This is a genomic window from Donghicola tyrosinivorans (assembly GCF_003003355.1).
GTDB classification, from domain to species: Bacteria; Pseudomonadota; Alphaproteobacteria; order Rhodobacterales; family Rhodobacteraceae; genus Donghicola; species Donghicola tyrosinivorans.
Genome location: NZ_PVTQ01000002.1, coordinates 61199 through 87980, shown reverse-complemented (window position 1 = coordinate 87980; position 26782 = coordinate 61199). Strand labels below are relative to the sequence as shown.

Below are 26782 nucleotides of genomic sequence, written 5' to 3'. Positions count from 1 at the left end.
CGTTAAGCTCTTATGCGTATTTCTTCTGGATCTCGTCCGAGATGTTCTGCGGAACCGGATCGTAGTGGTCGAACTGCATGCTGAACTGGGCACGGCCCGACGACATCGAACGCAGGGTGTTGATGTAGCCGAACATGTTCGCCAGCGGAACGAACGCGTTGATCGCAACTGCGTTGCCGCGCGATTCCTGACCAGTCACCTGACCACGACGCGAAGTCAAATCGCCGATGATACCACCGGTGTAGTCTTCGGGCGTGATGACCTCGACCTTCATGATCGGCTCGAGCAGTTTCGCGCCAGCTTTCTTCATGCCTTCGCGCATTGCTGCACGTGCGGCGATTTCGAATGCCAGAACGCTCGAGTCCACGTCGTGGTAGGCACCGTCGATCAGCTTCACTTTGAAGTCGATCACGGGGAAGCCTGCCAGCGGGCCGCTGTCCATAACGCTGTTGATGCCTTTTTCGACGCCGGGGATGTATTCCTTCGGAACCGAACCACCAACGATCGCCGATTCAAAGCTGTAGCCTTCGCCTGCTTCGGTCGGGGTGATGACCATTTTAACGCGTGCGAACTGACCCGAACCACCCGACTGTTTCTTGTGGGTGTAGTCGATTTCAGCTTCGTGCGAGATGGTTTCGCGATAGGCCACCTGCGGTGCACCAATGTTCGCTTCAACCTTGAACTCACGCTTCAGACGGTCAACCAGAATGTCCAGGTGAAGTTCGCCCATGCCCTTCATGATGGTCTGGCCCGATTCAAGATCGGTTTCGACGCGGAAGGAGGGATCTTCGGCTGCCAGACGCTGCAGGCCTGCCGACATCTTCTCTTGGTCACCCTTGGTCTTGGGCTCAATCGCGATCTCGATAACCGGATCGGGGAAGGTCATGGTTTCCAGAACAACCGGATCCTTGGCGTCACACAGGGTGTCACCAGTGGTTGTGTCTTTCAGACCTGCCAGCGCGATGATGTCGCCAGCAAACGCTTCTTCGATTTCTTCACGGTTGTTCGAGTGCATCATCATCATACGACCGACGCGCTCTTTCTTACCCTTGGTCGAGTTCAGCAGCGAATCGCCTTTGTGAAGCTCGCCCGAGTAGATGCGGGTGAAGGTCAACGAACCAACGAAGGGGTCGTTCATGATTTTGAATGCCAGACCGGCGAAGGGCATCGCGTCATCGGCACGACGTGCGATGTTACGAGTTTCTTCTTCGTCGCCGGGTTTGAAGCCCATGTAATCAACAACGTCCAGCGGGCTGGGGAGGTAGTCGATCACAGCGTTGAGCAGAGGCTGAACGCCTTTGTTCTTGAACGCCGAACCACCCAGAACAGGAACGAATTCCAGCTTCAGGGTGCCCTTACGCAGCAGTTTGCGCAGGGTTGCAACATCGGGCTCTTCGCCTTCCAGGTACGCTTCCATCGCGTCGTCGTCTTGCTCGACGGCCGCTTCGATCATCTTGCCGCGCCATTCTTCGGCAACGTCTTTCAGATCATCACGGATGTCTACCTGAACCCACGATGCGCCAAGGTCTTCACCCTTCCACAGCCACTCTTTCATGGTGACCAGGTCGATCAGACCTTCCAGCTCGGTTTCTGCGCCGATGGGCAGGCCCACGGGAACAGCACGCGCGCCGGTACGATCTTCGATCATGCGTACGCAGTTGAAGAAGTCAGCGCCGATCTTGTCCATCTTGTTGACGAACACGATACGCGGAACTTTGTAGCGGTCAGCCTGACGCCAAACGGTTTCAGTCTGGGGCTCAACGCCAGCGTTGGCGTCCAGAACGCAGACCGCACCGTCGAGAACCGCCAGCGAACGCTCAACTTCGATGGTGAAGTCAACGTGGCCGGGGGTGTCGATGATGTTCAGGCGGTGCTTCGGAGTGTCAGCAGTTTCGCCGTCTTCGGTGCGTTCCCAGAAAGTGGTGGTTGCCGCCGAGGTAATGGTGATGCCGCGCTCTTGCTCCTGCTCCATCCAGTCCATGGTCGCTGCACCATCGTGCACTTCGCCGATGTTGTGCGACTTGCCGGTGTAGTACAGGATACGCTCGGAGCAGGTGGTTTTACCTGCGTCGATGTGCGCCATGATACCGAAGTTGCGGTACCGCTCGAGGGGATATTCGCGTGCCATTGGGTCTACGTCCTAGGCTAAGGGTTACCAGCGATAGTGGCTGAAGGCCTTGTTGGCTTCGGCCATCTTGTGGGTGTCTTCGCGCTTTTTCACGGCGGAGCCACGGCTGTTAACGGCGTCCATCAGTTCGCCAGCCAGACGCTCTTCCATGGTGTTTTCGTTGCGGGCGCGCGATGCGGTGATCAGCCAGCGGATTGCCAGCGCTTCACGACGCTCGGGGCGCACTTCAACGGGAACCTGGTAGGTAGCACCACCAACGCGGCGCGAACGAACTTCGACCGACGGTTTGATGTTGTCGAGAGCTTCGTGGAACATCTCGACGGGGGGGCGCTTCGCCTTTGCTTCAACGCGGTCCAGCGCGTTGTAGACGATACGCTCGGCGACAAATTTCTTGCCGTCGATCATCAGGTTGTTCATGAATTTTGTAAGTACGCGATCGCCGAATTTGGCGTCGGGCAGAACTTCGCGCTTCTCAGCGGCGTGACGACGAGACATTCTCTAATCCTCTTATTTCGGACGCTTCGCGCCGTACTTCGAACGACGCTGCTTACGATCTTTAACGCCCTGGGTATCCAGCACACCGCGCAGGATGTGGTAACGGACACCCGGAAGGTCTTTTACACGACCGCCGCGGATAAGCACGACCGAGTGCTCCTGCAGGTTGTGCTTTTCACCCGGGATATAGCTGATGACCTCGAAGCCGTTGGTCAGGCGCACTTTGGCAACCTTACGCATAGCCGAGTTCGGCTTCTTGGGGGTGGTGGTGTAGACGCGAGTGCAAACGCCGCGTTTCTGCGGGCACGACTGCAGGTGCATCGACTTCTGAGATCTTACTTTGGGCTGCCGCGGCTTGCGGATCAGCTGTTGGATCGTTGGCATTCCGGTTCTTTCCCCGTGTTGCAACACATGTTCATTTTCAAGCGCGCCCCGCGTCCTTCGCAAAACGCAAAAACCGCATTCGCGACCCAAACGGGGCACGACGCGGTGGACTTTCAGAGGATCGGGCGTTTGACCGCCGGATCTTGACCGCTACAGTTTCTGATGCAGGCCGCGGGCGCACCCCGGCCATGAGTGCGCGCTAATTAGAGGGAGTCGGAGGGTTTGTCAACCGCCTCAGGACTTGCGGCCGGGGCAGTCGAGCCAGGCCATCTCGACCTGCTCTAGCTCCAGTCCGAAGACGTCCTCAATCTGGCCCGGAATGTCAAACGGATCGATCCGGAACTTCTGGATTTTGCGGGTCTGGATGGCGCTGTCATTGCCCGCATGAGCACCACGAATGAACATCGGATCTTCAGCCAGCCCCAGCACGGGCAGCTTGTGCCAAAGCTTGAGATGTTTGGAATCCAGCAGGGATTTCGGGTGGTCAGGGCGGCTATAGGTCACCATTCCAGGGGTCCACAGACGCGCCAGAACCGGCTGGATATCCAGTCCCCGACGCGCTGCATCCAGCACATAGCCTTTGGAAAAGTCCAGAACCGCCCGTTTTTCGCTACTCTGGGCGGCAAGTGCCCCCAGAATAGGCGCCAGATCGTGGCATTGCTGGATGAACCCCAGCGCCAGCCCGTCGTCGTCGTCGATGCGGAATTCGGCCACCCAGTCGGCGTCCGGGTCACGGGCGTCCAGCATCACGCGGCGGCAAATGTCGTTGTGCTTCTGGCCCGGTGGCTCGGGGCAGAGGCGGACCTGCGGCACGTCGGCAACCAACTGCACCAAGTGCTGGCGCATCTGCGTTGGCATGTCGTCACCGAAGAGCAACAGGATGGTGAAATCCTTGTTGGTCTGTTGCCGTAAAGTCGGAAGCACCAGCTGTTCGAAAAAGAAAAATCGCGTGGCCATGCGGATCGGATCGTAGAGAAATGCCCCGCGATTCCCCGCGTCATTCGGTCCGCGCTGAAAGGCCCCTGAATCGGAGGGGTAGGAAAACCGGCAAAGGCCCAGACATTGAACCTTCATACCCCCTGCCCCCGCGTTTTCAGCAGCACCCGCGCCGCGCGTTTCACCTGCGCCTCGCGGTAGAGCATATATATCCCGCTGCCGACCACGATACCGGCCCCGATCAGCGTCAAAGGCATCGGCCAGTCGCCGAAGACCACAAACCCCAGCACAAGCGCCCACACAAGGCCTGTGTACCTGAATGGCGCCACATAAGAGATTTCGCCTACCCGCATCACCATCACACTGCCTGTGTATCCACAGACCACAAAAAACGTCGATGCGAGAAGAAGAGAGATTTGCGAGCCCGTTGGCAAGACCCAGTCCTGCGCCACAGAGGCCAAACCAAAGCTGGCCATCACACCGCTGGCCGAGAGAAACGTAACCGTCAGTGACGGCACTGCGCCGCTAATCTTGCGTGTCGCCAGATCGCGCAGTGTCACGCAAAGAACCGAAATCAGCGCAAAGACTGAGTAGATGTTGAACCCGTCAGTCCCCGGCCTGACGATCAGCAGCACGCCGATAAAGCCCACGATGATGGTCGAGACCCGCCGCCAGCCCACGGGCATTCCCATAAACAGCGCCGCTGCCAGCGTCACCGTCAGAGGCGCGGCCTGCAAGATCGCAGTGGCATTCGCCAGCGGCATATTGAACAGGGCAGTGAGAAAGAAATAGGCGGCTGTGACCTCGCCAAAGACGCGCAGAGCCACCCATTTGGCGTCAGAGCGGCTCATCCGCAGGTCAAAGAGGCCCATGGCGCGGGCGACCACAAAGACCGCCAGACTGGCCAATAGGCCGCGCATGAACAGGATCTGGAACAGGGGGATATGGCCCGCCAGCGCCTTGAGGCAGGTATCGTTCAGGGTGAACGCGGCCATGGTCAGGATCATCAGCCCTGCGCCCCGTTGATTGTCTGACAGCATGCCCTGCCCTTCTGTTCCGGCAACTCTCAGAAATCTCTGCATGAATGGGTGGGCAAAGAAAAGGCCCGGCAGACATCTGTCCGCCGGGCCTTAATGCAATCACAGCATTTCAGCGCTGATTATTCGTCGCTTGCCGAAGGAGCGGCCAGTGCAGCAGCTGCCTCGGCCTCTTCGCGGCGCGCTTCGATCACGATGTGGTCGCGATCGTGAGCGATCTTGCGAACGCGCTGGGTTGCGCCACCGGTACCGGCAGGGATCAGACGACCAACGATCACGTTCTCTTTCAGGCCGACCAGCTTGTCGCGCTTGCCCTGTACCGATGCTTCGGTAAGGACGCGGGTGGTCTCCTGGAACGAGGCCGCCGAGATGAAGCTGCGGGTCTGCAGCGACGCCTTGGTGATACCCAGCAGGATCGGTTCGCCCTTGGCAGGACGGCCGCCTTTGCTGATGGCCTTTTCGTTGGCTGCGTCGAACTCCATCTTCTCGACGTGTTCGCCCTTGAGCAGGGTGGTGTCACCGCTGTCCTGGATCTCCCACTTCTGCAGCATCTGACGCACGACAACCTCGATGTGCTTGTCGTTGATCTTCACGCCCTGCAGTCGGTAAACGTCCTGCACTTCGTTGATCATGTAGTTCGCCAGAGCCTCGATGCCGAGGATCGCAAGGATGTCATGGGGCGCGGGGTTACCGTCCATGATGTATTCACCCTTTTGAACGAAGTCACCTTCCTGAACAGGAATGTGCTTGCCCTTGGGCACCATGTATTCGACGGGCTCGCGACCATCCTCTGCAGGCTCGATCGTGATGCGACGCTTGTTCTTGTAGTCGCGGCCAAAGCGCACGTAACCATCGATTTCCGCGATGATCGCGTGGTCCTTGGGACGACGGGCTTCGAACAGTTCCGCAACGCGGGGCAGACCACCGGTAATGTCCTTGGTCTTGGTGCCTTCGCGCGGGATACGCGCCACAACGTCACCGGCCCGGACATCGTCACCCTCTTCGACCGACAGAATTGCGTCGACCGACATGGGGTAGCTGACAGGGTTGCCGGCATCGTTACGGATCGGCTCGCCGGTTTCCGGATCAACGATCAGGATCTCGGGCTTGAGCTCGTTGCCTTTGGGAGCAGCACGCCAGTCGATCACGATCTTCTGGGTCATACCGGTCGCATCGTCGGTCTCGTCGCGGACGGCAACACCGGCCACAAGGTCAACCAGACGGGCTTTACCCGTTTTCTCTGCGATGATCGGCAGAGTGAAGGGGTCCCATTCGAACAGCTTGTCGCCGCGCTTGACGTCCTGACCTTCGGTCACGAACAGCTTGGTACCGTAACCCAGCTTGTAGCTGGCCAGTTCCGCACCTTCGCCCGACATGATCGCGATCTGCATGTTCCGGCCCATCACGATGATCTCGCCAGCGGCGTTCTCAATGGTGTTGGGGTTGCGGAACTCGATCTTGCCCTGATGACCGGCTTCCTGGAACGACTGCTGGCCACCCTGCGCAACGCCACCAATGTGGAACGTACGCATGGTCAGCTGTGTACCGGGTTCACCGATCGACTGCGCCGCGATGATACCAACGGCTTCGCCCTGGTTCACCATGGTGCCGCGTGCAAGGTCACGACCGTAGCACATTGCACAGACGCCATCTTCGGCTTCACAGGTCAGCGCCGAGCGAACACGGGCCGACTGAACACCGGTGGTGCCAATGCGATCTGCCAGACGTTCGTCGATCAGGGTGCCGTTGGCTGCGATGACTTCGTCGCTGCCGGGAACAATGATGTCCTCGGCCGCGGTCCGGCCCAGAATACGCTCGGACAGCGATGCGACGACTTCACCGTCGTTGACAGCCGCTTCCACGGTGATCGCGTTGTCAGTGCCACAGTCGTGCTGACGCACGATGCAGTCCTGCGCCACGTCCACCAGACGACGGGTCAGGTAACCCGAGTTCGCCGTCTTCAGAGCGGTATCCGACAGACCCTTACGGGCACCGTGGGTCGAGTTGAAGTACTCGAGAACGGTCAGACCTTCTTTAAAGTTCGAGATGATGGGCGTCTCGATGATGTCGCCGTTCGGCTTCGCCATCAGGCCGCGCATACCACCCAGCTGCTTCATCTGCGTGACCGAGCCACGCGCACCGGAGTGGGCCATCATGTAAACCGAGTTCGGTTCCATTTCAGCGCCATTCTCGTCGGTCTTCGCTGCCGAGATGGTGTTCATCATCGCGTCGGTGACGTTGTCGTTACAACGGGTCCATGCGTCGATGACTTTGTTGTACTTTTCGCCCTGAGTGATCAGACCGTCCATGTACTGTTGTTCAAAGCCTTTGGCCTGCTCGCGGGTGGCTTCTACGATCTCCCACTTGTTGTCGGGGATCACCATGTCGTCCTTACCGAACGAGATGCCTGCGCGGAACGCCTGACGGAAGCCGAGGGTCATGATCTGGTCACAGAAGATAACCGACTCCTTCTGGCCGCAGTAACGGTAAACGGTGTCGATGACCTGCTGCACTTCTTTCTTACGCAGCAGACGGTTCACCAGTTCGAACGGTGCTTTCGCGTTCAGCGGCAGCAGGTTGCCAAGCAGGACACGACCGGGGGTGGTGTCATAGCGCTTGACGACCTCAAGACCGTCTTCGTCGATCTGCTTGATCCGTGCGGTCACGCTGGCGTGCAGGTGAACGGCGCCGCTGTCCAGTGCGTGCTGCACTTCGTCCAGCGATGCGAACGCCATGCCTTCGCCCTTCATGCCTTTACGGTTCAGGGTCGTGTAGTACAGACCCAGAATCATATCCTGCGAAGGAACGATGATCGGCGCGCCGTTTGCGGGCGACAGAACGTTGTTGGTCGACATCATCAGGACGCGCGCTTCCAACTGGGCCTCAAGGCTCAGGGGAACGTGCACAGCCATCTGGTCACCGTCGAAGTCAGCGTTGAACGCCGAGCAGACCAGCGGGTGTAGCTGGATTGCCTTACCTTCGATCAGCGTGGGTTCGAACGCCTGAATGCCAAGACGGTGCAGCGTCGGCGCACGGTTCAGCATGACAGGGTGTTCGCGGATCACTTCGTCGAGGATATCCCAAACTTCGGGACGCTCTTTTTCGACCAGCTTCTTCGCCTGCTTCACGGTGCTCGAAAGACCTTTGGCCTCAAGACGCGAATAGATGAAGGGCTTGAAGAGTTCGAGCGCCATCTTCTTGGGCAGACCACACTGGTGCAGCTTCAGTTCCGGACCGGTCACAATGACCGAACGGCCCGAGAAGTCCACGCGCTTACCCAGAAGGTTCTGACGGAAACGACCCTGCTTACCTTTCAGCATGTCGGACAGCGACTTCAGCGGACGCTTGTTCGCGCCGGTGATGACGCGGCCACGGCGGCCGTTGTCGAACAGCGCGTCCACAGCTTCCTGCAGCATACGCTTTTCGTTACGCACGATGATATCGGGTGCACGCAGTTCGATCAGACGCTTCAAACGGTTGTTCCGGTTGATCACGCGGCGGTACAGATCGTTCAGATCCGAGGTCGCAAAGCGGCCGCCATCCAGCGGAACCAGCGGACGCAGTTCCGGCGGGATCACGGGGATCACGGTCATGATCATCCACTCGGGGCGGTTGCCCGACTCGAGGAACGATTCAACGACTTTCAGACGCTTGATGATCTTCTTGGGCTTCAACTCGCCGGTTGCTTCGGCAAGATCAGCGCGCAGCTGCTCGGCTTCGGCTTCCAGATCAATTGCAGCCAGCATTTCGCGGATCGCTTCAGCGCCGATGTTGGCGGTGAAAGCGTCCATGCCGAACTGGTCCTGAGCGTCCATGAACTCTTCTTCGGTCATCATCTGGCCATAGGTCAGATCGGTCAGACCGGGTTCGATCACAACGTAGTTTTCGAAGTAGAGAACGCGTTCCAGATCACGCAGCGTCATATCCAGCATCAGGCCGATGCGCGAGGGCAGCGACTTGAGGAACCAGATGTGCGCGCAAGGTGCGGCCAGCTCGATGTGGCCCATACGCTCGCGTCGGACTTTCTGCAGAGTTACTTCGACGCCGCACTTTTCACAGACGACGCCGCGGTACTTCATGCGCTTATATTTGCCGCAAAGGCATTCGTAGTCTTTGATCGGGCCAAAGATACGGGCGCAGAACAGACCGTCACGCTCGGGCTTGAAGGTACGGTAGTTGATGGTCTCGGGCTTTTTGATTTCGCCGTACGACCACGACAGGATCCGCTCGGGCGAGGCAAGCGAGACTTTGATCTCGTCGAATTGCTTCGCCGGGGTGAGCGGGTTGAACGGGTTGTTCGTCAGTTCCTGGTTCATGTCATATTCCTTGAATGAGGCCGAAAGGGGTTAAGCAAGGGGCAGAGCCCCTTACTCGTCCTCCTCCGAGTCCAGGAGTTCCATGTTCAGGCCGAGGCCGCGGACTTCCTTCACCAGAACGTTGAAGGATTCGGGCACGCCGGCCTCGAAGCTGTCCTCGCCCTTGACGATGCTTTCGTAGACCTTGGTACGGCCTGCCACGTCGTCCGACTTGACGGTCAGCATTTCCTGCAGGGTGTATGCAGCGCCGTATGCTTCCAGCGCCCACACTTCCATCTCACCGAAGCGCTGACCACCGAACTGCGCCTTACCACCCAGCGGCTGCTGAGTAACAAGCGAGTACGGACCAGTCGAACGCGCGTGGATTTTGTCGTCCACGAGGTGGTGCAGTTTCAGCATGTACTTGATGCCGACGGTGACCTGACGTGCGAACTGCTCACCGGTACGACCGTCGAACAGCACCGACTGACCCGAAGTGTCAAAGCCGGCACGCTTCAGCGCGTCGTTCACGTCAGCTTCTTTCGCGCCGTCGAAGACGGGGGTCGCGATCGGAACACCGCGGGTGGCGTTCTGTGCACGCTCCAGCAGACGATCTTCTTCCAGATCGGCAAAGCCTTCTTCGTACACATCATCACCGTAGGCGATGCGCAGTGCTTCACGAACGGGGGTCATATCGCCCGAACGACGGTACTCTTGCAGAGCATTGTCGATCTGGCCACCCAGCGCGCGCGAGGCCCAACCCATGTGACATTCCAGAATCTGACCGACGTTCATACGCGAAGGCACGCCGAGTGGGTTCAGACACAGGTCAACGGGGGTACCGTCTGCCAGGAAGGGCATGTCTTCGATCGGGATGACCTTCGAGACAACACCTTTGTTACCGTGACGACCGGCCATCTTGTCACCCGGCTGGAGCTTGCGCTTCACCGCGATGAACACTTTGACCATCTTCATGACGCCCGGGGGCAGATCGTCGCCGCGACGGACTTTCTCGACCTTGTCCTCGAAACGGGCATCCAGCGAACGCTTCTGGGCGTTGTACTGTTCATGCAGCGCTTCGACGATCTGTGCGTCAGCCTCGTCTTCCAGCGCCAGCTGCCACCACTGACCACGGCTCAGGCTATCCAGCAGCTCTTCGGTGATTTCGCTGTTCGGGCGAATACCTTTGGGGCCTTTGACAGCGTTTTTGCCAAGGATCAGCTTGTGCAGACGGGCGTAGATGTTGCGGTCCAGAATGGCCAGCTCGTCGTCACGGTCACGTGCCAGACGCTCGACTTCTTCACGCTCGATCTGGAGGGCACGTTCGTCCTTCTCCACACCGTGGCGGTTAAAGACGCGCACTTCGACAACGGTACCGTAGTCACCCGGGGGCAGACGCAGCGAAGTGTCACGAACGTCCGACGCCTTTTCACCGAAGATCGCGCGGAGCAGCTTTTCTTCGGGGGTCATCGGGCTTTCGCCCTTCGGAGTGATCTTGCCAACCAGAATGTCGCCCGGTCCAACCTCGGCGCCGATGTATACGATGCCAGCCTCGTCGAGGTTGCGCAGCGCTTCTTCACCGACGTTCGGGATGTCGCGAGTGATCTCTTCCGGCCCAAGCTTGGTGTCACGGGCAGCCACTTCGAACTCTTCGAGGTGAACCGAGGTGTAAACGTCGTCACGGACGATACGCTCGGAGATCAGGATCGAGTCTTCGTAGTTGTAGCCGTTCCAGGGCATGAAGGCCACGACGACGTTCTTACCAACAGCCAGTTCACCCATTTCGGTGGCGGGGCCGTCAGCAACAACTTCACCCTTACCAACAACGTCGCCCACCTTCACCAGCGGACGCTGGTTGATGCACGAGTTCTGGTTCGAGCGCTGGAACTTGCGCAGACGGTAGATGTCTACGCCCGGATCGCCGGGTTCCAGATCTTCGGTGGCGCGAACCACGATACGCTGCGCGTCAACCTGGTCGATCACGCCTGCGCGCTTCGCCATGATTGCCGCACCCGAGTCGCGGGCCACGATTTCTTCGATGCCGGTGCCGACCAGCGGAGCCTCTGCCTGAAGCAGCGGCAGCGCCTGACGCATCATGTTCGAGCCCATCAGTGCGCGGTTCGCGTCGTCGTTCTCAAGGAACGGGATCAGCGAGGCCGCAACCGAGACCAGCTGCTTGGGCGACACGTCGATCAGGTCAACGTTCTCGATCGGCTGCAGGGTGTAGTCACCCGACTGGCGGGTCGAAACCATTTCCTGCACGAACTTGCCGTTCTCATCCAGCTCTGCGTTCGCCTGCGCCACGGTGTGACGCATTTCTTCGGTTGCCGACAGGTAGTTCACCTCATCGGTGACCTTGCCGTCGATAACCTTGCGGTACGGAGTTTCGATGAAGCCGTATTTGTTCACGCGGGCAAAGGTTGCCAGCGAGTTGATCAGACCAATGTTCGGACCTTCCGGCGTCTCAATCGGGCACATACGGCCGTAGTGAGTTGCGTGAACGTCGCGAACCTCAAAGCCTGCACGTTCGCGGGTCAGACCGCCCGGCCCGAGGGCCGACAGACGACGCTTGTGCGTGACTTCCGACAGCGGGTTGGTCTGGTCCATGAACTGCGACAGCTGCGAGCTGCCGAAGAATTCACGAACAGCCGCCGCTGCGGGCTTCGCGTTGATCAGATCCTGCGGCATGACGGTGTCGATTTCGACCGAGGACATACGCTCTTTGATCGCGCGCTCCATGCGCAGCAGACCAACGCGGTACTGGTTCTCCATCAATTCGCCAACCGAACGGACGCGGCGGTTGCCCAGGTGGTCGATGTCATCGACTTCGCCCTTGCCGTCACGCAGTTCCACCAGCGCCTTGATACAGGCGATGATGTCTTCGCGGCGCAGGGTACGCTGGGTGTCTTCCGCATCCAGAGCCAGACGCATGTTCATCTTCACGCGGCCCACGGCCGACAGGTCGTAGCGCTCGGAATCGAAGAACAGGGTGTCGAACAGCGCCGAAGCGGCTTCTACGGTCGGCGGCTCGCCGGGACGCATCACACGGTAGATGTCCATGAGCGCGGTGTCGCGACCCATGTTCTTGTCTGCCGCCATGGTGTTGCGGATGTAGGGACCAACGTTGATACCGTCGATGTCCAGAACCGGAATCTCGGTCACGCCAGCATCCAGCAGCTCTTTCAGCGAACCACCGGTGACGTCGCCGTCGCGGTCAACTTCCCAAGTCAGCTCATCACCGGCTTCGACGTAAATCGCACCGGTCTCTTCGTTGATGATGTCCTTGGAGACATACTTGCCAACGATGTGATCGAAGGGAACCAGCAGTTCGGTGATTTTGCCTTCGTCGATGATCTGCTTGACGGTGCGGGGCGTGATTTTCTTGCCCGCTTCGCAGATGATCTCGCCGGTTGCGGCGTCCACCAGATCGTAGGTGGGACGGGTGCCGCGCACGCGCTCGGGGAAGAACTTGGTAGCCCAACCACGGTTCTTCTCAAGCTTGAAGGTCACGGTGTCGTAGTAGGCGTCGCAGATGGCTTCCTGATCCAGACCCAGTGCATACAGCAGGGTGGTCACGGGCAGCTTACGACGACGGTCGATACGGGCGAACACGATGTCTTTCGCATCGAATTCAAAGTCCAGCCACGAGCCGCGGTAGGGAATGATGCGGCAAGCGAACAGCAATTTGCCCGACGAATGGGTCTTGCCCTTGTCGTGGTCAAAGAACACGCCCGGCGAACGGTGCATCTGGCTGACGATCACACGCTCGGTGCCGTTCACGATGAAGGTACCGTTCGGGGTCATCAGGGGCATATCGCCCATGAATACATCTTGTTCTTTGATGTCCTTGACCGACTTGGCGCCGGTATCTTCATCAATATCGAACACGATCAGACGCAGCGTCACCTTGAGGGGTGCGCTGTAGGTCATGTCACGCTGCTGGCATTCCTCAACGTCGTACTTGGGCTTTTCCAGCTCATAGTCGACGAACTCGAGGATCGCGGTTTCGTTGAAATCCTTGATCGGGAATACCGACTGGAAGACACCTTTGATGCCTTCGCCGTCCTGGGACTTCGGCTGGTCGCCGGATTTCAGGAACAGGTCATAGGAACTTTTCTGAACCTCAATAAGGTTCGGCATTTCCAGAACTTCGCGGATTTTACCGTAGTAGCGACGCAGACGTTTCTGGCCTAGGTAGGACTGAGCCATGGAGCGATCTCACCTTTCGTTTCTCATGCGGTTGCGCATACCGTCGGGCCCCGGTCGCACACCCAAGAGACAGCGTGTTCTGGATCCATGCCTGGCCACCGTCCCACCGGCAGCCTCCCGATCCTGTGAACCTCACCTTAGAAAAAGGTCTCTCAAAAACCTTTTGCTGAGACAGGTTCGGCAGGGCCGGGGAAAACCCCGACCCTGCCTAAAAATCCTACCCGGATAAGCTCCGGGCGAAGATTACTTGAGCTCGACTTCAGCGCCAGCTTCTTCAAGCTGCTTTTTGATCGCTTCAGCTTCTGCTTTGTCAACGCCTTCTTTGACAGCTTTGCCACCGGCTTCAACCAGTTCTTTAGCTTCTTTCAGGCCCAGACCGGTGATGCCGCGAACTTCTTTGATCACGTTGATCTTCTTGTCGCCTGCCGACTTCAGGATGACGTCGAATTCGGTCTTTTCTTCAGCTGCTGCGCCTGCGTCTGCCGCGGGGCCAGCCATCATCACTGCGCCGCCAGCTGCGGGCTCGATGCCGTACTCATCCTTCAGGATGGTTTTCAGTTCTTGTGCTTCCAGCAGGGTCAGAGCAACGATCTCTTCTGCCAGTTTCTTCAGATCAGCCATTTTTTGACTCTTTCCGTATATAAGATGTGTTCCAACGTCAGGGTTATAACCCTACGCGGCTCTCTTGATTGCGTTAGGCGGCTGCCTTGTCTTCGATGGTCGACAGGATGCCGGCGATGTTCGAAGCAGGTGCGCCAATTGCACCGGCGATGTTCGAAGCGGGTGCGCCGATACAACCAACGATCGAGGCAATAAGCTCCTCGCGCGAAGGCATTTTCGACACGGCTTCAACACCGGCACGGTCCAGAGCGTTCTCGCCCATTGCACCGCCAAGGATTTCGAACTTGCTGTTCGACTTGGCGAAGTCCTCGGCGACCTTGGCTGCTGCCACTGGGTCTTCCGAGTAGGTAAGAACGGTCATACCCGAGAGGTACTGTGCCATGCTTTCGCAGGGCTTGCCCTCCAGAGCGATCTTGGCGAGCCTGTTCTTGGCAACACGCACCGACGCATCCGCCTCACGTGCTTTCGCACGCAGGTCTTGCATCTCCGCAACCGTGAGACCCTCGTAGTGTGCAACCACTACGACGCCAGAGCTTTCAAAGATCTGGCCGAGTTCCTCGACCACTTTCTCTTTTTGTGCTCTATCCACAGTTTTACTCCAAGTTTGGGGTTTCCCCCGGCTCAAGTTTGCCCTGACAAAATCAGAGCGTCGGGTCCGTTTCAGGGTCCCGAAGCCAAGATTCTCTGGGGCAGAGCCCCATACGGAATTCTTAGTTCGTTCCCCATCTCAGAAAGGCGACTATTAAGTCCCTATTGGGACACCCTTCGTCTCGGACAGGACGGGGCGTTGCCGCCCCGCCATCTGGCTTGCGCCAGAATCTCTTTGCAGCGCTTATTGAGCGACTGCGTCGGAAACGTCAACCGAAACGCCACCGCCCATGGTCGAGCTCAGCGAAACTTTTTTGACGTATGCGCCTTTTGCACCAGCAGGCTTCGCTTTGACGACTGCATCAACGAACGCTTTCACGTTCTCGATCAGTTTTGCTTCGTCGAACGAGGCTTTGCCGACGCCAGCGTGGATCACACCAGCTTTTTCAACCTTGAACTGAACCTGACCGCCCTTGGCGTCCGAAACCGCCTGAGCAACGTCCATGGTCACAGTGCCGACTTTGGGGTTCGGCATCAGGTTGCGGGGGCCCAGAACCTTACCAAGACGACCAACGATGGGCATCATGTCCGGGGTCGCGATGCAACGATCGAAGTCGATCTTGCCGCCCTGGATGGTTTCCATCAGGTCTTCTGCGCCTACGATGTCTGCGCCTGCTGCTTTGGCTTCGTCAGCCTTGGCACCACGTGCGAACACTGCAACGCGAACGGTTTTACCAGTGCCGTTGGGCAGGCTGACAACACCGCGAACCATCTGGTCAGCGTGACGGGGGTCAACGCCAAGGTTCATTGCGATTTCGATGGTTTCGTCGAACTTGGCGGTGGCGTTTGCCTTTACCAGTGCAACGGCTTCAGCGATCGAGATGTCCTCTTTGCCAGCAAAGGCTTCGCGGACGGCGCGGGTACGTTTACCAAGCTTAGCCATTACTTCACCTCAATGCCCATCGAACGGGCCGAGCCCATGATGATCTTCATCGCCTGCTCAACGCTGTTTGCGTTCAGGTCTTTCATCTTCGCTTCAGCGATCTCACGGACCTGCTTGGCGGTTACCGAACCTGCAGTTGCGCGGCCGGGGGTCTTGGAACCACCCTGCAGCTTTGCAGCCTTCTTCAGGTAATAAGACGCGGGGGGCGTCTTGATTTCCATGGTGAAGGATTTGTCCTGGTAGTAGGTGATCACGGTCGGGCACGGCGCGCCGGGCTCCATGTCCTGCGTCTTGGCGTTGAACGCCTTGCAGAATTCCATGATGTTGATGCCGCGCTGACCCAGTGCGGGGCCTACCGGCGGCGAGGGGTTCGCTTTGCCCGCAGGCACTTGCAGCTTGAGGCTGCCAATCAGTTTCTTAGCCATTTGGCTTTTCCTTTTCCAACACCGTCAGGACGCGTCCATCAGGATTGAGTTGTCGCGGTTCGGATCGGGGCCGCGGCCCCTACCCCTCCCGCGGGGTAGCGATCAGATCTGTTTGGTGACCTGACCGTATTCCAGTTCGACGGGGGTCTCGCGGCCGAAGATCGAAACGGTGACCTTCAGACGCTGGTTCTCGTCGTCGACTTCCTCGACCATGCCGTCGAAATCTTCGAACGGACCGTCGTTAACTTTAACCTTCTCGCCCACTTCGAAGTGGATGAGGGTACGCGGGGTTTCCTCGTTCTCCTGAACACGGTTCAGGATCGCGTTCACCTCAGCGTCACGCATGGGCATCGGGCGCCCCTGCGGGCCAAGGAAACCGGTCACGCGGTTGATCGAGCTGATCAGGTGATAGCCACGATCGGTCATCTCCATGCGCACCAGCACGTAGCCGGGCATGAAACGACGCTCGGTCGTCACCTTCTTGCCCCGGCGCACTTCGATCACCTCTTCGGTGGGCACCAGAACTTCTTCGATCTCTGCTTCGAGGCCGTTTTCGATGACAGACTGTCTGATCTGTTCGGCAATCTTCTTCTCGAAGTTCGAGAGAACACTTACCGAGTACCAACGTTTTGCCATCTGGCCACCGCCTCGTTTTCTCATGCAGCGCTAAAGCACCGCGGAATTCCTAGAAAAGTCAGGGGGTTCCCCTGCGCCGACCCAATAAAATTGGGCGCGGGCTACGAATCGCCACACGCCACAAAAGGATCAGTGTGGCGCGTATTACAGCCGAGACGCCCCGATTTCAAGGGGCGTCAAGGAAAATCCGTGGTTTAGCTGACTGCGGACAGCAGACCCTGCAGACCAAAACGGATGATCATGTCTACAAGGAAGAAGAAGGTCGCAAACAGTGATGCCATGACGAACACCATCACGGTGGTCAGCATCACCTCTTTACGGGTGGGCCAGACAACCTTGCCGATTTCGGCGCGGGTCTGCTGGACGAACTGAAGCGGATTGGTCTTGGCCATGGTGTCCTCGTTTTCTGGCGGGTCACATACGCCCTGAAAGAGCGAAGTTCAAGCCTGCCGCGCCATTCGATGCAATTCCCTCGGGCAGCGCGTCTTTCAGGGCCGCAGCAGGGTGACATCTTCCAGATCGGCCAGAGCCTCCAGATCATCTGCGTAGGCCTCGGCGCTGGCTGCCAGAGTATCGGCAGAAAATGGGCGGAAACGATCCTCTGGCCCGCGCACAGGAAACGCCTTTTTGGCCTGACGTGCCGATTTGCGTGGATCTTCCCGATCCGGCCCCAGCGCTTCCAGCATGGCAATCGCCTCAGCCGAGAGGGACGCGTTCACGCGATTTTCAATCGGCGCGATGGGCAGATCGGTCCCCAACATCAAAGGCAACAGATCGGGCAGGACGGCAGAGTAGTCTTCCTGACGCCAGACAACCACGCGATTCGCGCCTGCGATTTGCAACCGGCGGACAAGCTTGGCCCAACGCAGTTCTGCCGGGCGCACGCTGCCCAGAAAGGCATGGAACCCCGGCTTTACCTGCCCGTTAAACAGTTCATGGGCGTATAGGGATGCCAGCCACGGGGCAGGATCGCGGACCGACAGAAACACCGTCACATCAGCATCGCCCATGCGGTCAAACAGCTTTCCGGCACGACGCTCGGCCTGCGGATACAGCAGTTCACTCCCGACCTGAGTGAATTGCAGCCCCATCAGATTCTCTTCCGAGATCACCAACCGGTGCGCCTCGGGTAGAATTTCAGCAAAGCCGGCCTTCAACCTGCGTGACAATGGTTTGCCCTCACGGCGCAACTGCACGGGGCCAAGCCAGCCGATACCATGCTCGGACAGAAGGTCCACGTTATGCTCGAACGTCTTTTGCAGATGCGTCGAAGCGGTCTTATGTGCGCCTATGTGAAGGGAGACAGGACGACCGGTCACTACAACTCCGAAGTTTGTTATGTGAGCGGAAGGCCTGGCAGGGGCAGCAGGGTTCGAACCCGCGACCTACGGTTTTGGAGACCGTCGCTCTACCAGCTGAGCTATACCCCTAAGGCCGAGCTATCGTCTACTTTTCCGGCTCGGGGATTGCAAGCCGGAATTCGCGGGCAATTGCACGAAGTTCCAAGATATCTGCGGCAGCCAAGGCATTACGCGCCGCTGTGATCGCCTCAACGGGCCAATCCCACCATACCAAAGCCTGCAAGTCCTTGATCTGCGCCTCAGAGAAGCGCATCCGCACCACCTGCGCCGGATTGCCTGCTACGATGGCATAATCAGGCACAGTCCCACGCACCACAGCCCCTGCCCCCACGATCACACCGTTCCCGATTCGCGTGCCAGGACAGATCATGGCATTCATCCCGATCCAGACATCGTTCCCGATAAAGGTGTCCCTTGTATCCGGCTGGACCATCCCGCTTTTGTCCGCATCGAAGATGCCGAAGGGGTACGTACTGATCCCCGCCATGTCGTGATTGGCCGAGCTAGTGACGAACAGCGCCCCATGGGCAATCTGGCAAAAGCGCCCCAGAACCAACCGCTCTTGCGAAAAGGGGAACAGATAGGGCGCCAGCGCCTGCGCCCAATCAACAGGCATGTCAAAGCGACTGGCATAGGTGAATTCCCCGACACTGAAACGGGGGTTATCAACGACGTTTTTGAGAAAAACAGTGCCCTCATGTCGGCTGCCATCGGGCAGGATCACAGGGTGGGTGTCTGTTGGCATGGCGAATGGAACAGGCATGGCGGCCCTCCTGAATTGAGCAGTCTTTGCGGATCAGTTCAAAGCAGGGTCTTGTCCATCATCCTCGCTCCTTGGCCTACAACACTGTACGCCAAGAAAAATATTCGGCGAATATTTTTCTCCCCCGCCTCACCAAGCCGTGAGGGCGAAAGATTTTCGTCGAAAATCTTTTTGAAAAAGCGTTTTCGGCGAAAACGCTTACTTCGCCGTTCCTAGCCAACGAAGCGCAACCAAAAAAGCCACCTGAATCGCCATAATCCCGGCACAGACCGCACAGAGGATATAAAATGCGTAGGGGTTCTCGACCCCCGGCATACCAGCGACATTGACCCCGAAAAGGCCGGTCATGAACCCCAAGGGCAAGAAGATGACAGAGGCCATGGACATGACAAACATGTTCCGGTTCAGGCGGTCTGACAACTGCCCCGACAGCTCTTCGCGCAAGATGGCCGTTTGATCGCGCAACTCTTCCATATCTTCGACGATCCGCACCATCTTGACGGCCTCTTCCTCAATCTCGCGGATGATCGTCGCAGACAGAAACGGCAGGATCAGGGTGGCGCTGTCCGCAAGTGCATCTCTCTGGGGTTTGAGAAAGCGCAGGGCCGCGATCAACTGCAAGCGCTTGTCCACCAGAGCCCGCCGCAGGTTGGCGTGACCTTGCGCGATCACCATTTCCTCCAGATCGGCAACTTCGGTATCCAGTCGCGCTTGAAAATTAGCAATATTGCCAACCAGATCCTCGATCAGATGGACCAGAAACTCGCCCACTTCTTCGGGTGCCGCGCCACGGTCCGCCCGCTGGGCCATACGCTCGACTGCAAGAACGCGCTTGCGCGAGATGGTAACAACCCGCTTTTCATCGGCGTAGATGCGGACCGAGACCATGTCTTCGGGGTCTTCGCCTTCGTTGTAGTTCATCCCCCGCAGGATCATCATCACCCCGTCATCAATCGCCATGACGCGCGGGCGGGTATTTACATCTGTCAGCGCCTCGGCCGCTTGAGGGTCAAGGTACTCCATATGCTCAAAAATCCATTCGGCCGCCTCTTCATGGGTGCCATCCAGATGCACCCAAGCGAATTCATCGCTGCGCAGACCGTCAATGACGGCGGCCTCGCTTGAGAGACCCTTTGCGGGGCCTTCAAGGATATAGGCAAAATGGATCGGCGTTTCGGCAGGCATGAGGGGGCTCCTTTTCACCACAACGTTTGAACCATCTCAAAGGGTTCCCGAAAAGCAAAAAGGCCGCCCGAGGGGGCGGCCTTTCGCAAATCAGAGCAAAGCCCTGAATTAGTCGAGGATTTTCGAGACGACGCCCGAACCCACGGTACGGCCACCCTCACGGATAGCGAAGCGCAGGCCTTCTTCCATCGCGATCGGAGCGATCAGTTCGACGGTGAAGCGCAGGTTGTCGCCGGGCATAACCATCTCGGTGCCTTCGGGCAGAACGCAGGTGCCGGTCACGTCAGTGGTACGGAAGTAGAACTGAGGACGGTAGTTCGCGAAGAACGGGGTGTGACGACCACCTTCTTCTTTGGTCAGAATGTAGACTTCCGACTCGAACTTGGTGTGCGGCTTAACCGAACCGGGCTTACACAGAACCTGGCCACGCTCAACTGCTTCACGGTCGATGCCGCGCAGCAGGGCGCCGATGTTGTCACCAGCTTCACCGCGGTCCAGCAGCTTGCGGAACATTTCAACACCGGTACAGGTGGTGGTCTGGGTGTCCTTGATACCAAAGATCTCGATCGAGTCGCCAACGTTGATCACGCCACGCTCAACACGACCGGTCACAACGGTACCACGACCCGAGATCGAGAACACGTCTTCGATCGGCATCAGGAAGGGCTGGTCAATCGCGCGCTCGGGCTCGGGGATGTATTCGTCAACTGCCGCCAGCAGTTCACGGATCTTGTCTTCACCGATGTTCGCGTCACGGCCTTCCAGTGCGGCCAGAGCCGAACCTGCTACGATCGGAATATCGTCGCCGGGGAAGTCGTATTCGCTCAGCAGTTCGCGAATTTCCATCTCAACCAGTTCGAGCAGCTCTTCGTCGTCAACCTGGTCAACTTTGTTCATGAAAACGACCAGCGCGGGAACGCCAACCTGACGCGCCAGCAGGATGTGCTCGCGGGTCTGGGGCATCGGGCCGTCTGCCGCGTTCACAACCAGAATGCCGCCGTCCATCTGGGCCGCACCGGTGATCATGTTCTTCACGTAGTCAGCGTGACCGGGGCAGTCAACGTGTGCATAGTGACGGTTCTCGGTCTCGTACTCAACGTGTGCGGTCGAGATGGTGATGCCGCGTGCCTTCTCTTCGGGCGCGCCGTCGATCTGGTCGTACGCTTTGAAGTCACCAAAGTATTTGGTGATTGCAGCGGTCAGAGTGGTCTTGCCGTGGTCAACGTGACCAATGGTGCCGATGTTTACGTGCGGTTTGTTCCGCGCAAACTTTTCCTTTGCCATCGTGTTGGCGCCTCGTGAGTTGGGGGGGCAGCCTGCCCCGGTTCAGCATCGCGGGCGATGTATTGGACGCACGTAAGAAAATCAAGCGTCAGTTGCACCCTGACGCATGGCTTTGTGATCCGTTGCAGGAATACCCGCATGATTTTGCCGAAAGTGCCCCTAGGTCACGACCACCGAAACGGTGGCAGACCTTAGCTTTGGGCCGCCGGTGCAGCTGCGACAGCATCAGGATTTGCTGCCTCTTCAGGCTCTGCGGGCGCTTGAACGGGGACCGGTTCGTTCAGACCGAACTCTTCCGCGTTCTTTTCCAGCCAGCGTTCGATCTGCTTGGCGATGTTGTAGGACAGATTGGCCATCTGCTCTTCTTTGGACTGGGTCAGGCCCGAGCTGATCAGGGTCTTTTCGCTGATTGATTCGAGGACAATCATCCGCTCGGGCTCGGGGTTCACCTTCGTGCCTTTGGCGTCATCCCAGAGGGTCACGTTCACGATCAGCGCCGATTTCGGGGCCAGCACCAGCGGCACACCCGGAACGGCCAGAACATAGCCGTCTACGCTGACGCCCAAGTGGTACAGCTTGCCACCCTCATAGCGTTCAAAACGCGCCGCAATGGCGTTGCGCACGGCTGCGATCCACTCATCCGGCTCTGCCTCACGCGAGGCGGGGCCTTTATAGGGATGGGGGGCAACCACGATATTGTGGCCCAAAGCAAAGTTCCCCAGCGGGACCGGAGGCTCATCCAGATCCGTCCGCCCGGAACAAGCAGCGACAAGGCACAGCGCGAGGGCGGCAAAAACACGGATCATTCGGCAACTCCTATCAAGCGATGGCCGCAAATAGCCGCTTTTCGCGCAAGATTTCAATCAGTGCAGCGCGACTAATGCCCCGCCGTGGACGAAAAGACGAAGATTGTGATGACGCCAGCCAGAATCAAACCAATGCCCAGGATCGCTGGCAGGTCCAGCTTTTGCCCCAAAGCCACCCACCCCACGACCGAGATCAAAACGATCCCCAGCCCGCTCCAAGTGGCGTAGACCACACCCACAGGCAGGCTGCGTAGGGTCACCGATAGCAGGTAGAACGATAGCAGATAGGCCGCAGCCATGAAGAGCGTGGGACCAAGGCGGGTGAACTGCTCGGTCCGGGCCAAGGCGGTGGTTCCCAGCACCTCACACACAATCGCAGCGGCCAGCGCGGCATAGGTCAACATTTTAAAGCCCCGTCATTAACATTGTCTCAGGCCCGCACATGCCTATCTTCATTGAGAGGAGGTGCATCATGGTCCAAAACGCGTTTCCCGTTCGCGTGCCCTTGGTGACAGAACCAATGGGCCTATGGAAGAGCCTACAGACCGCCCGCCGCAATGTGCTGGCGATCCTGCCCGAAATTGCGACACGGCAGCCTATGGTTTCCGGCAAGACCGGCAAGCGCTGGCATATGGTGATGGATCCGGACGCCTTGCAGCACATCCTGCGCGAACGTCTGCCCGATTACCCCAAGTCCGACGTGACCAAGAACCTGTTACGCCCCGCCATTGGCGAGAGCCTGTTCATCGCCGAAGGGGCGGAATGGATGTGGCAACGGCGCACAGCTGCGCCGTCCTTTTCCCATCGGAACATGACCGCACTGGCCCCTGTCATGACCGCTGCTGCCGAACGGGCCGTCCAGCGACTGGCCGCCAACGGGCCGAAACGCGCCATCAACATGTTCGACGAGATGGTCCAGACGACCTTTGAGGTGATCTCGGACGTGACCTTCTCGGGCGATGACGCCTTTGATCGCGATGGCGTGCACGATGCCATCAACAACTACATCAACACGGCGGGCAAAATCTCTCTGCCTGATATGCTGGGGATGCCCGACTGGGTGCCGCGTCTGGGCCGGATCACCGGCGATCGTGCCCTGACCGAAATGCAGAAGATCGCCGATAGCGCCATTGACCGCCGCCGGAAAAGCGGCCCGCCCAAAGGCGCGCCCGATCTGCTGGACCTGCTGCTTGCGGGGGCCGATCCGGAATCAGGCCGCACCATGAGCACCGAGGAGCTGCGGGACAATCTGCTGACCTTCATCGTCGCTGGCCACGAGACCACAGCCCTCTCACTGTCGTGGGCGCTTTATTTGGTGGCGGGCGACCAAGAGCGACAGGACAAAGCCCGCGCCGAGGCTCAGGTAGTGCTACAGGGACGCTGCGCCACCGGCGATGACGTGCCAAAGCTGCCTTACATCCGCCAGATCATTGACGAAGCCCTGCGCCTTTATCCCCCCGCAGCGCTGGTTTCGCGCACGGCGCTTAAGGATGACATCCTGTGCGGCAGGCAAGTCAGGCGTAAAGATACGGTTATGATCCCGATCTACGCACTTCACCGTAACCACCTGCTCTGGGATCAACCTGATAGTTTTGTGCCTGAGCGTTTTGCAAATCGCAAAGACATCCCCCGTTACGCTTACTTGCCCTTCGGAGACGGGCCAAGGATTTGCATTGGCGCAAGTTTCGCATTGCAAGAGGCGGTGATTATCCTTGCCAGCTTGCTGTCCAGCTTTCGTTTCACACCGGTCTCAGGCGTATCCCCTGATCCGGTGATGATTCTGACTTTGCGTCCGGAAGGGGGTGTTTGGGTCATGTCCGAGCCCTTGCCCCGCGTTCATTAGTGCCGAAAAAGCCAATCAATCTATAGTTGTGATATTATTTTGGCCGATGGCTCGACAATACTAGGTAAAATCCTTTTTTAATGTGAGCAGGAAACAGCTTTTTTCAACCTATGAGGGCAGCGAAATTTAACCTTTTTTTAAGAAAGTGCGCACTGCCTGTTGTGTGAGGCCAAAGTTTATAGTAAATAATCAAAAGTATAGATGCAGTGATACTTACGATCTGCCGGGGTTCGCGAAGACTTCTGTGAGTGGTGGTCCAGCTATTTCTCCCCGGCAATTCGTATCACTGATCTGCTCTTCCCAAACAGTTTAAGAATTCAACTCGCACCCTGCACGTGTGCTGTAATGCTGAGCGGTTTTTGCCGATTCAGCGCAAAAAAGGCGGCACCCTGAGGTGCCGCCTTTTCCCTAATTCAAGACTGTAAGGCGTCAACCGCGCAGGGTAGCGCCGGTGGCCTTCTGGACCTTTTCGATGATCTTGGCACTCACGGCCTCGATATCCTTGTCTTTCAGGGTCGCATCCACAGGCTGAAGGCGCACGGTGATCGCGAGACTCTTTTTGCCCTCGCCCAAGCTGCCGCCGATGAATTCGTCAAAGACGCGCACATCCTCGATCAGCGCCTTGTCCGCGCCCGCAGCGGCATTGATCAGGGTCAGCGCCTCAACGTTCGCATCCACCACGAAGGCAAAGTCACGCTCGACCGCTTGCAGATCACTGATCTTCAGCGCGGGACGGGTGGTTGCCGCTTTGCGGGGCAGCGGGATTTCTGCGGGCCAGATGGTAAAGCCCACGGCGGGGCCTTTCACGTCCATTGCATCCAGCACCTTGGGGTGCAGTTCGCCGAACACAGCTAGCGTCTTTTTCGGACCCAGACAAATACGGCCCGAACGGCCCGGATGGAACCATTCGGCGGTGTCACGCATGATCTGCACCTTGGCAGGCGCGCCGATGGCCGACAGAATCGCCTCAACATCCGCTTTGGCGTCATAAACGTCCACAGGGCGCGAGGCACCGTGCACGTCCTTGGGGCCGGTACGGCCAATCAGAACGCCGCTAATCTGGTTGTGCTGCTCGCTGGGTTCGCCGCCGTGGAACGCAGGGCCGCATTCAAACAGCGCCAGATCGGCAAAGCCGCGCGACTGGTTCCGTGCAGCGGCGGCCAGCAGGCCGGGCAGCAGGTCAGGACGCATATGGCTCATCTCGGACGAGATCGGGTTTTCCAGACGGGTCGCATCGGTGCCGCCACCGAACATCGCCGCCTGTTTGCCGTCGATGAAGCTGTAGGTCACACACTCGTTGTAACCAAGGCTGGCAGCGGTACGACGACCGATGCTTTCACGCTTTTGCATGGGCGTCAGAATCTGCTTGGGCAGTTCGGTCGTCATACGGGGCAGCGGCTTACCAACCAGCTTGGTGAGCGAGGCCATACGGGCCACTTCCTCGACCAGATCAGCCTCACCCAGAACGTCAGGACGCCAGCTGGGAACGTGGGCCATGTCGCCTTCCATACGGAAACCAAGCGCCTCAAGCGTCGCGCGCTGGGTCTCGGCAGGGATTTCCATGCCCACAAGGCTCTGACAACGGTCAGTATCCAACTTGTAGGCGCGGCTGTGGTCGGGCATCTCACCCGCCATGACAACCTCAGAAGCCTCACCGCCGCACAGGTCCAGAATCATGCGGGTGGCATGTTCCAGCCCGACAGGGGTCCATTCGGGGTCGATGCCACGCTCAAACCGGTAACGGGCGTCCGAGTTGATCTTCAGCGCACGGCCCGTCAGCGCGGTCCGCACAGTGTCAAAGAACGCCGCCTCAAGGAAGACATTGGTGGTCTCATCGGTGCAGCCCGAATGCAGACCGCCCATCACGCCACCAATCGATTCCACGCCGTTATCATCGCTGATCACGGTCATGCCCGCCTGCATGGTGTATTCTTTTTCGTCCAGCGCCGTCAGGGTCTCGCCACCCTTGGCCGCGTGAACGCGCAGGTTGCCAGCAACCTTATCTGCATCGAATACGTGCAGCGGACGGTTGCGGTCGTAGGTGAAGAAGTTGGTGATATCCACCAGCGTCGAGATCGGACGCAGGCCAATCGCCCGCAGCAGATCCTGCAGCCATTCCGGCGACGGACCGTTCTTCACGCCCTTGATCACACGGCCATAGAAAACGGGGCAGCCGTCACGGGCGTCCTCGTCAATGCTGACGGCAATCGGGCTGGGGAAGCTTCCGGGGATCGGATCGGTGTCGCGGGCCTTCATGGTGCCAAGACCACGGGCCGCCAAATCCAGCGCAATACCGCGCACACCCAGCGCATCGGGGCGGTTGGGGGTAATGGCGATCTCGATCACCGGATCAACCTTGGCCGGATCATTTTCGGCCAGCCAATCGGTGAACTTCTGGCCAACCTCACCCGAGGCCAGTTCGATGATGCCGTTATGCTCGTCCGACAGCTCCATCTCACGCTCGGAGCACATCATGCCATAGCTCTCGATGCCACGGATCTTGCCCACGTTGATGGTGATGTCGATGCCGGGCACATAGGTGCCGGGCTTGGCCACAACCACAGTGATGCCAGCGCGTGCGTTCGGCGCGCCGCAGATGATCTGCAATTCACCTTCGTCGGTGGCCACTTTACAGACGTTCAGCTTATCCGCGTCAGGGTGCTTCTCAGCCGAAACGACTTTGCCGATGGTAAAGGCACCCAGTTTCTCGGCAGGGTTTTCAACGCCTTCGACCTCCAGACCCAAATCGGTCAGGGCATAGAGAATCTCGTCCAGAGTGGCCGAGGTTTCGAGGTGTGACTTAAGCCAGGACAGGGTGAACTTCATCGCCGCGCGCCTTTATT

At 58.5% G+C, this 26782-nt stretch carries 21 protein-coding genes and 1 tRNA gene; 1 reads left to right on the top strand and 21 read right to left on the bottom strand.

The window, feature by feature from the left end:
• Positions 1 to 10: 10 nt before the first annotated feature.
• The 20 genes from fusA to CLV74_RS02725 all read right to left on the bottom strand — a co-directional run bounded on the left by fusA (position 11) and on the right by CLV74_RS02725 (position 22500).
• Complete coding sequence (gene fusA, locus CLV74_RS02820) at positions 11 to 2128, bottom strand: elongation factor G (RefSeq protein WP_106262705.1); 2118 nt, start codon at positions 2126 to 2128, stop codon at positions 11 to 13.
• Positions 2129 to 2152: 24 nt separating this feature from the next.
• Positions 2153 to 2623: a 30S ribosomal protein S7 gene (gene rpsG, locus CLV74_RS02815; protein WP_106262704.1), complete on the bottom strand. Its 471-nt coding sequence runs from the start codon at positions 2621 to 2623 to the stop codon at positions 2153 to 2155.
• 12 nt (positions 2624 to 2635) lie between these two features.
• Entirely contained in the window at positions 2636 to 3007 is a 372-nt protein-coding gene (gene rpsL / locus CLV74_RS02810) for a 30S ribosomal protein S12 (protein WP_106262703.1), read from the bottom strand.
• A gap of 234 nt (positions 3008 to 3241) precedes the next feature.
• A complete protein-coding gene (locus CLV74_RS02805; protein ID WP_106262702.1) occupies positions 3242 to 4081 on the bottom strand; it encodes a glycosyltransferase in 840 nt (279 codons plus the stop codon).
• Positions 4078 to 4983, bottom strand: a complete 906-nt coding sequence (locus CLV74_RS02800) for a DMT family transporter (RefSeq protein ID WP_106262701.1) — start codon at positions 4981 to 4983, stop codon at positions 4078 to 4080. The genes CLV74_RS02805 and CLV74_RS02800 overlap by 4 nt, the downstream gene beginning before the upstream one ends.
• Before the next feature lie 119 nt (positions 4984 to 5102).
• Positions 5103 to 9296 carry a DNA-directed RNA polymerase subunit beta' gene (gene rpoC / locus CLV74_RS02795; RefSeq protein WP_106262700.1) on the bottom strand — a complete coding sequence of 1398 codons (4194 nt, stop codon included), beginning with the start codon at positions 9294 to 9296 and terminating at the stop codon, positions 5103 to 5105.
• 51 nt (positions 9297 to 9347) lie between these two features.
• Positions 9348 to 13484, bottom strand: a complete 4137-nt coding sequence (gene rpoB, locus CLV74_RS02790) for a DNA-directed RNA polymerase subunit beta (RefSeq protein ID WP_106262699.1) — start codon at positions 13482 to 13484, stop codon at positions 9348 to 9350.
• Positions 13485 to 13727: 243 nt separating this feature from the next.
• Positions 13728 to 14105: a 50S ribosomal protein L7/L12 gene (gene rplL / locus CLV74_RS02785; protein ID WP_106262698.1), complete on the bottom strand. Its 378-nt coding sequence runs from the start codon at positions 14103 to 14105 to the stop codon at positions 13728 to 13730.
• Positions 14106 to 14178: 73 nt separating this feature from the next.
• Complete coding sequence (gene rplJ / locus CLV74_RS02780) at positions 14179 to 14694, bottom strand: 50S ribosomal protein L10 (protein ID WP_106262697.1); 516 nt, start codon at positions 14692 to 14694, stop codon at positions 14179 to 14181.
• A gap of 243 nt (positions 14695 to 14937) precedes the next feature.
• Complete coding sequence (gene rplA, locus CLV74_RS02775; protein ID WP_106262696.1) at positions 14938 to 15636, bottom strand: 50S ribosomal protein L1; 699 nt, start codon at positions 15634 to 15636, stop codon at positions 14938 to 14940.
• Positions 15636 to 16061, bottom strand: a complete 426-nt coding sequence (gene rplK / locus CLV74_RS02770; RefSeq protein ID WP_106262695.1) for a 50S ribosomal protein L11 — start codon at positions 16059 to 16061, stop codon at positions 15636 to 15638. The genes rplA and rplK overlap by 1 nt, the downstream gene beginning before the upstream one ends.
• A gap of 102 nt (positions 16062 to 16163) precedes the next feature.
• Positions 16164 to 16697: a transcription termination/antitermination protein NusG gene (gene nusG, locus CLV74_RS02765; protein WP_106262694.1), complete on the bottom strand. Its 534-nt coding sequence runs from the start codon at positions 16695 to 16697 to the stop codon at positions 16164 to 16166.
• Between the two features lie 194 nt (positions 16698 to 16891).
• Positions 16892 to 17089, bottom strand: a complete 198-nt coding sequence (secE, locus tag CLV74_RS02760) for a preprotein translocase subunit SecE (protein ID WP_106262693.1) — start codon at positions 17087 to 17089, stop codon at positions 16892 to 16894.
• A 96-nt stretch (positions 17090 to 17185) separates the two neighbouring features.
• Positions 17186 to 17935 (bottom strand): hypothetical protein, encoded by a 750-nt coding sequence (locus tag CLV74_RS02755; protein ID WP_106262692.1) that lies wholly within the window; start codon positions 17933 to 17935, stop codon positions 17186 to 17188.
• 116 nt (positions 17936 to 18051) lie between these two features.
• A tRNA-Trp gene (locus CLV74_RS02750) sits at positions 18052 to 18127 on the bottom strand.
• Positions 18128 to 18143: 16 nt separating this feature from the next.
• Entirely contained in the window at positions 18144 to 18821 is a 678-nt protein-coding gene (locus tag CLV74_RS02745) for a CatB-related O-acetyltransferase (protein WP_106262691.1), read from the bottom strand.
• A 198-nt stretch (positions 18822 to 19019) separates the two neighbouring features.
• Positions 19020 to 20006: a zinc transporter ZntB gene (locus CLV74_RS02740; protein ID WP_106262690.1), complete on the bottom strand. Its 987-nt coding sequence runs from the start codon at positions 20004 to 20006 to the stop codon at positions 19020 to 19022.
• A gap of 108 nt (positions 20007 to 20114) precedes the next feature.
• Positions 20115 to 21290, bottom strand: a complete 1176-nt coding sequence (tuf, locus tag CLV74_RS02735) for an elongation factor Tu (protein ID WP_106262689.1) — start codon at positions 21288 to 21290, stop codon at positions 20115 to 20117.
• Between the two features lie 191 nt (positions 21291 to 21481).
• The gene (locus CLV74_RS02730) at positions 21482 to 22096 is read right to left on the bottom strand and encodes a hypothetical protein (protein WP_106262688.1); all 615 of its coding nucleotides are present in this window, start codon (positions 22094 to 22096) and stop codon (positions 21482 to 21484) included.
• A 71-nt stretch (positions 22097 to 22167) separates the two neighbouring features.
• Entirely contained in the window at positions 22168 to 22500 is a 333-nt protein-coding gene (locus CLV74_RS02725; RefSeq protein WP_106262687.1) for a DMT family transporter, read from the bottom strand.
• A 68-nt stretch (positions 22501 to 22568) separates the two neighbouring features.
• Here CLV74_RS02725 and CLV74_RS02720 point away from each other — a divergent pair, with 68 nt between their 5' ends.
• Positions 22569 to 23939, top strand: coding sequence for a cytochrome P450 (locus CLV74_RS02720; protein WP_245888440.1), 1371 nt, complete (start codon positions 22569 to 22571; stop codon positions 23937 to 23939).
• A 429-nt stretch (positions 23940 to 24368) separates the two neighbouring features.
• On the opposite strand, the gene pheT is transcribed toward CLV74_RS02720, so the two are convergent.
• Positions 24369 to 26765 carry a phenylalanine--tRNA ligase subunit beta gene (pheT, locus tag CLV74_RS02715; RefSeq protein ID WP_106262686.1) on the bottom strand — a complete coding sequence of 799 codons (2397 nt, stop codon included), beginning with the start codon at positions 26763 to 26765 and terminating at the stop codon, positions 24369 to 24371.
• Positions 26766 to 26782 lie beyond the last annotated feature (17 nt).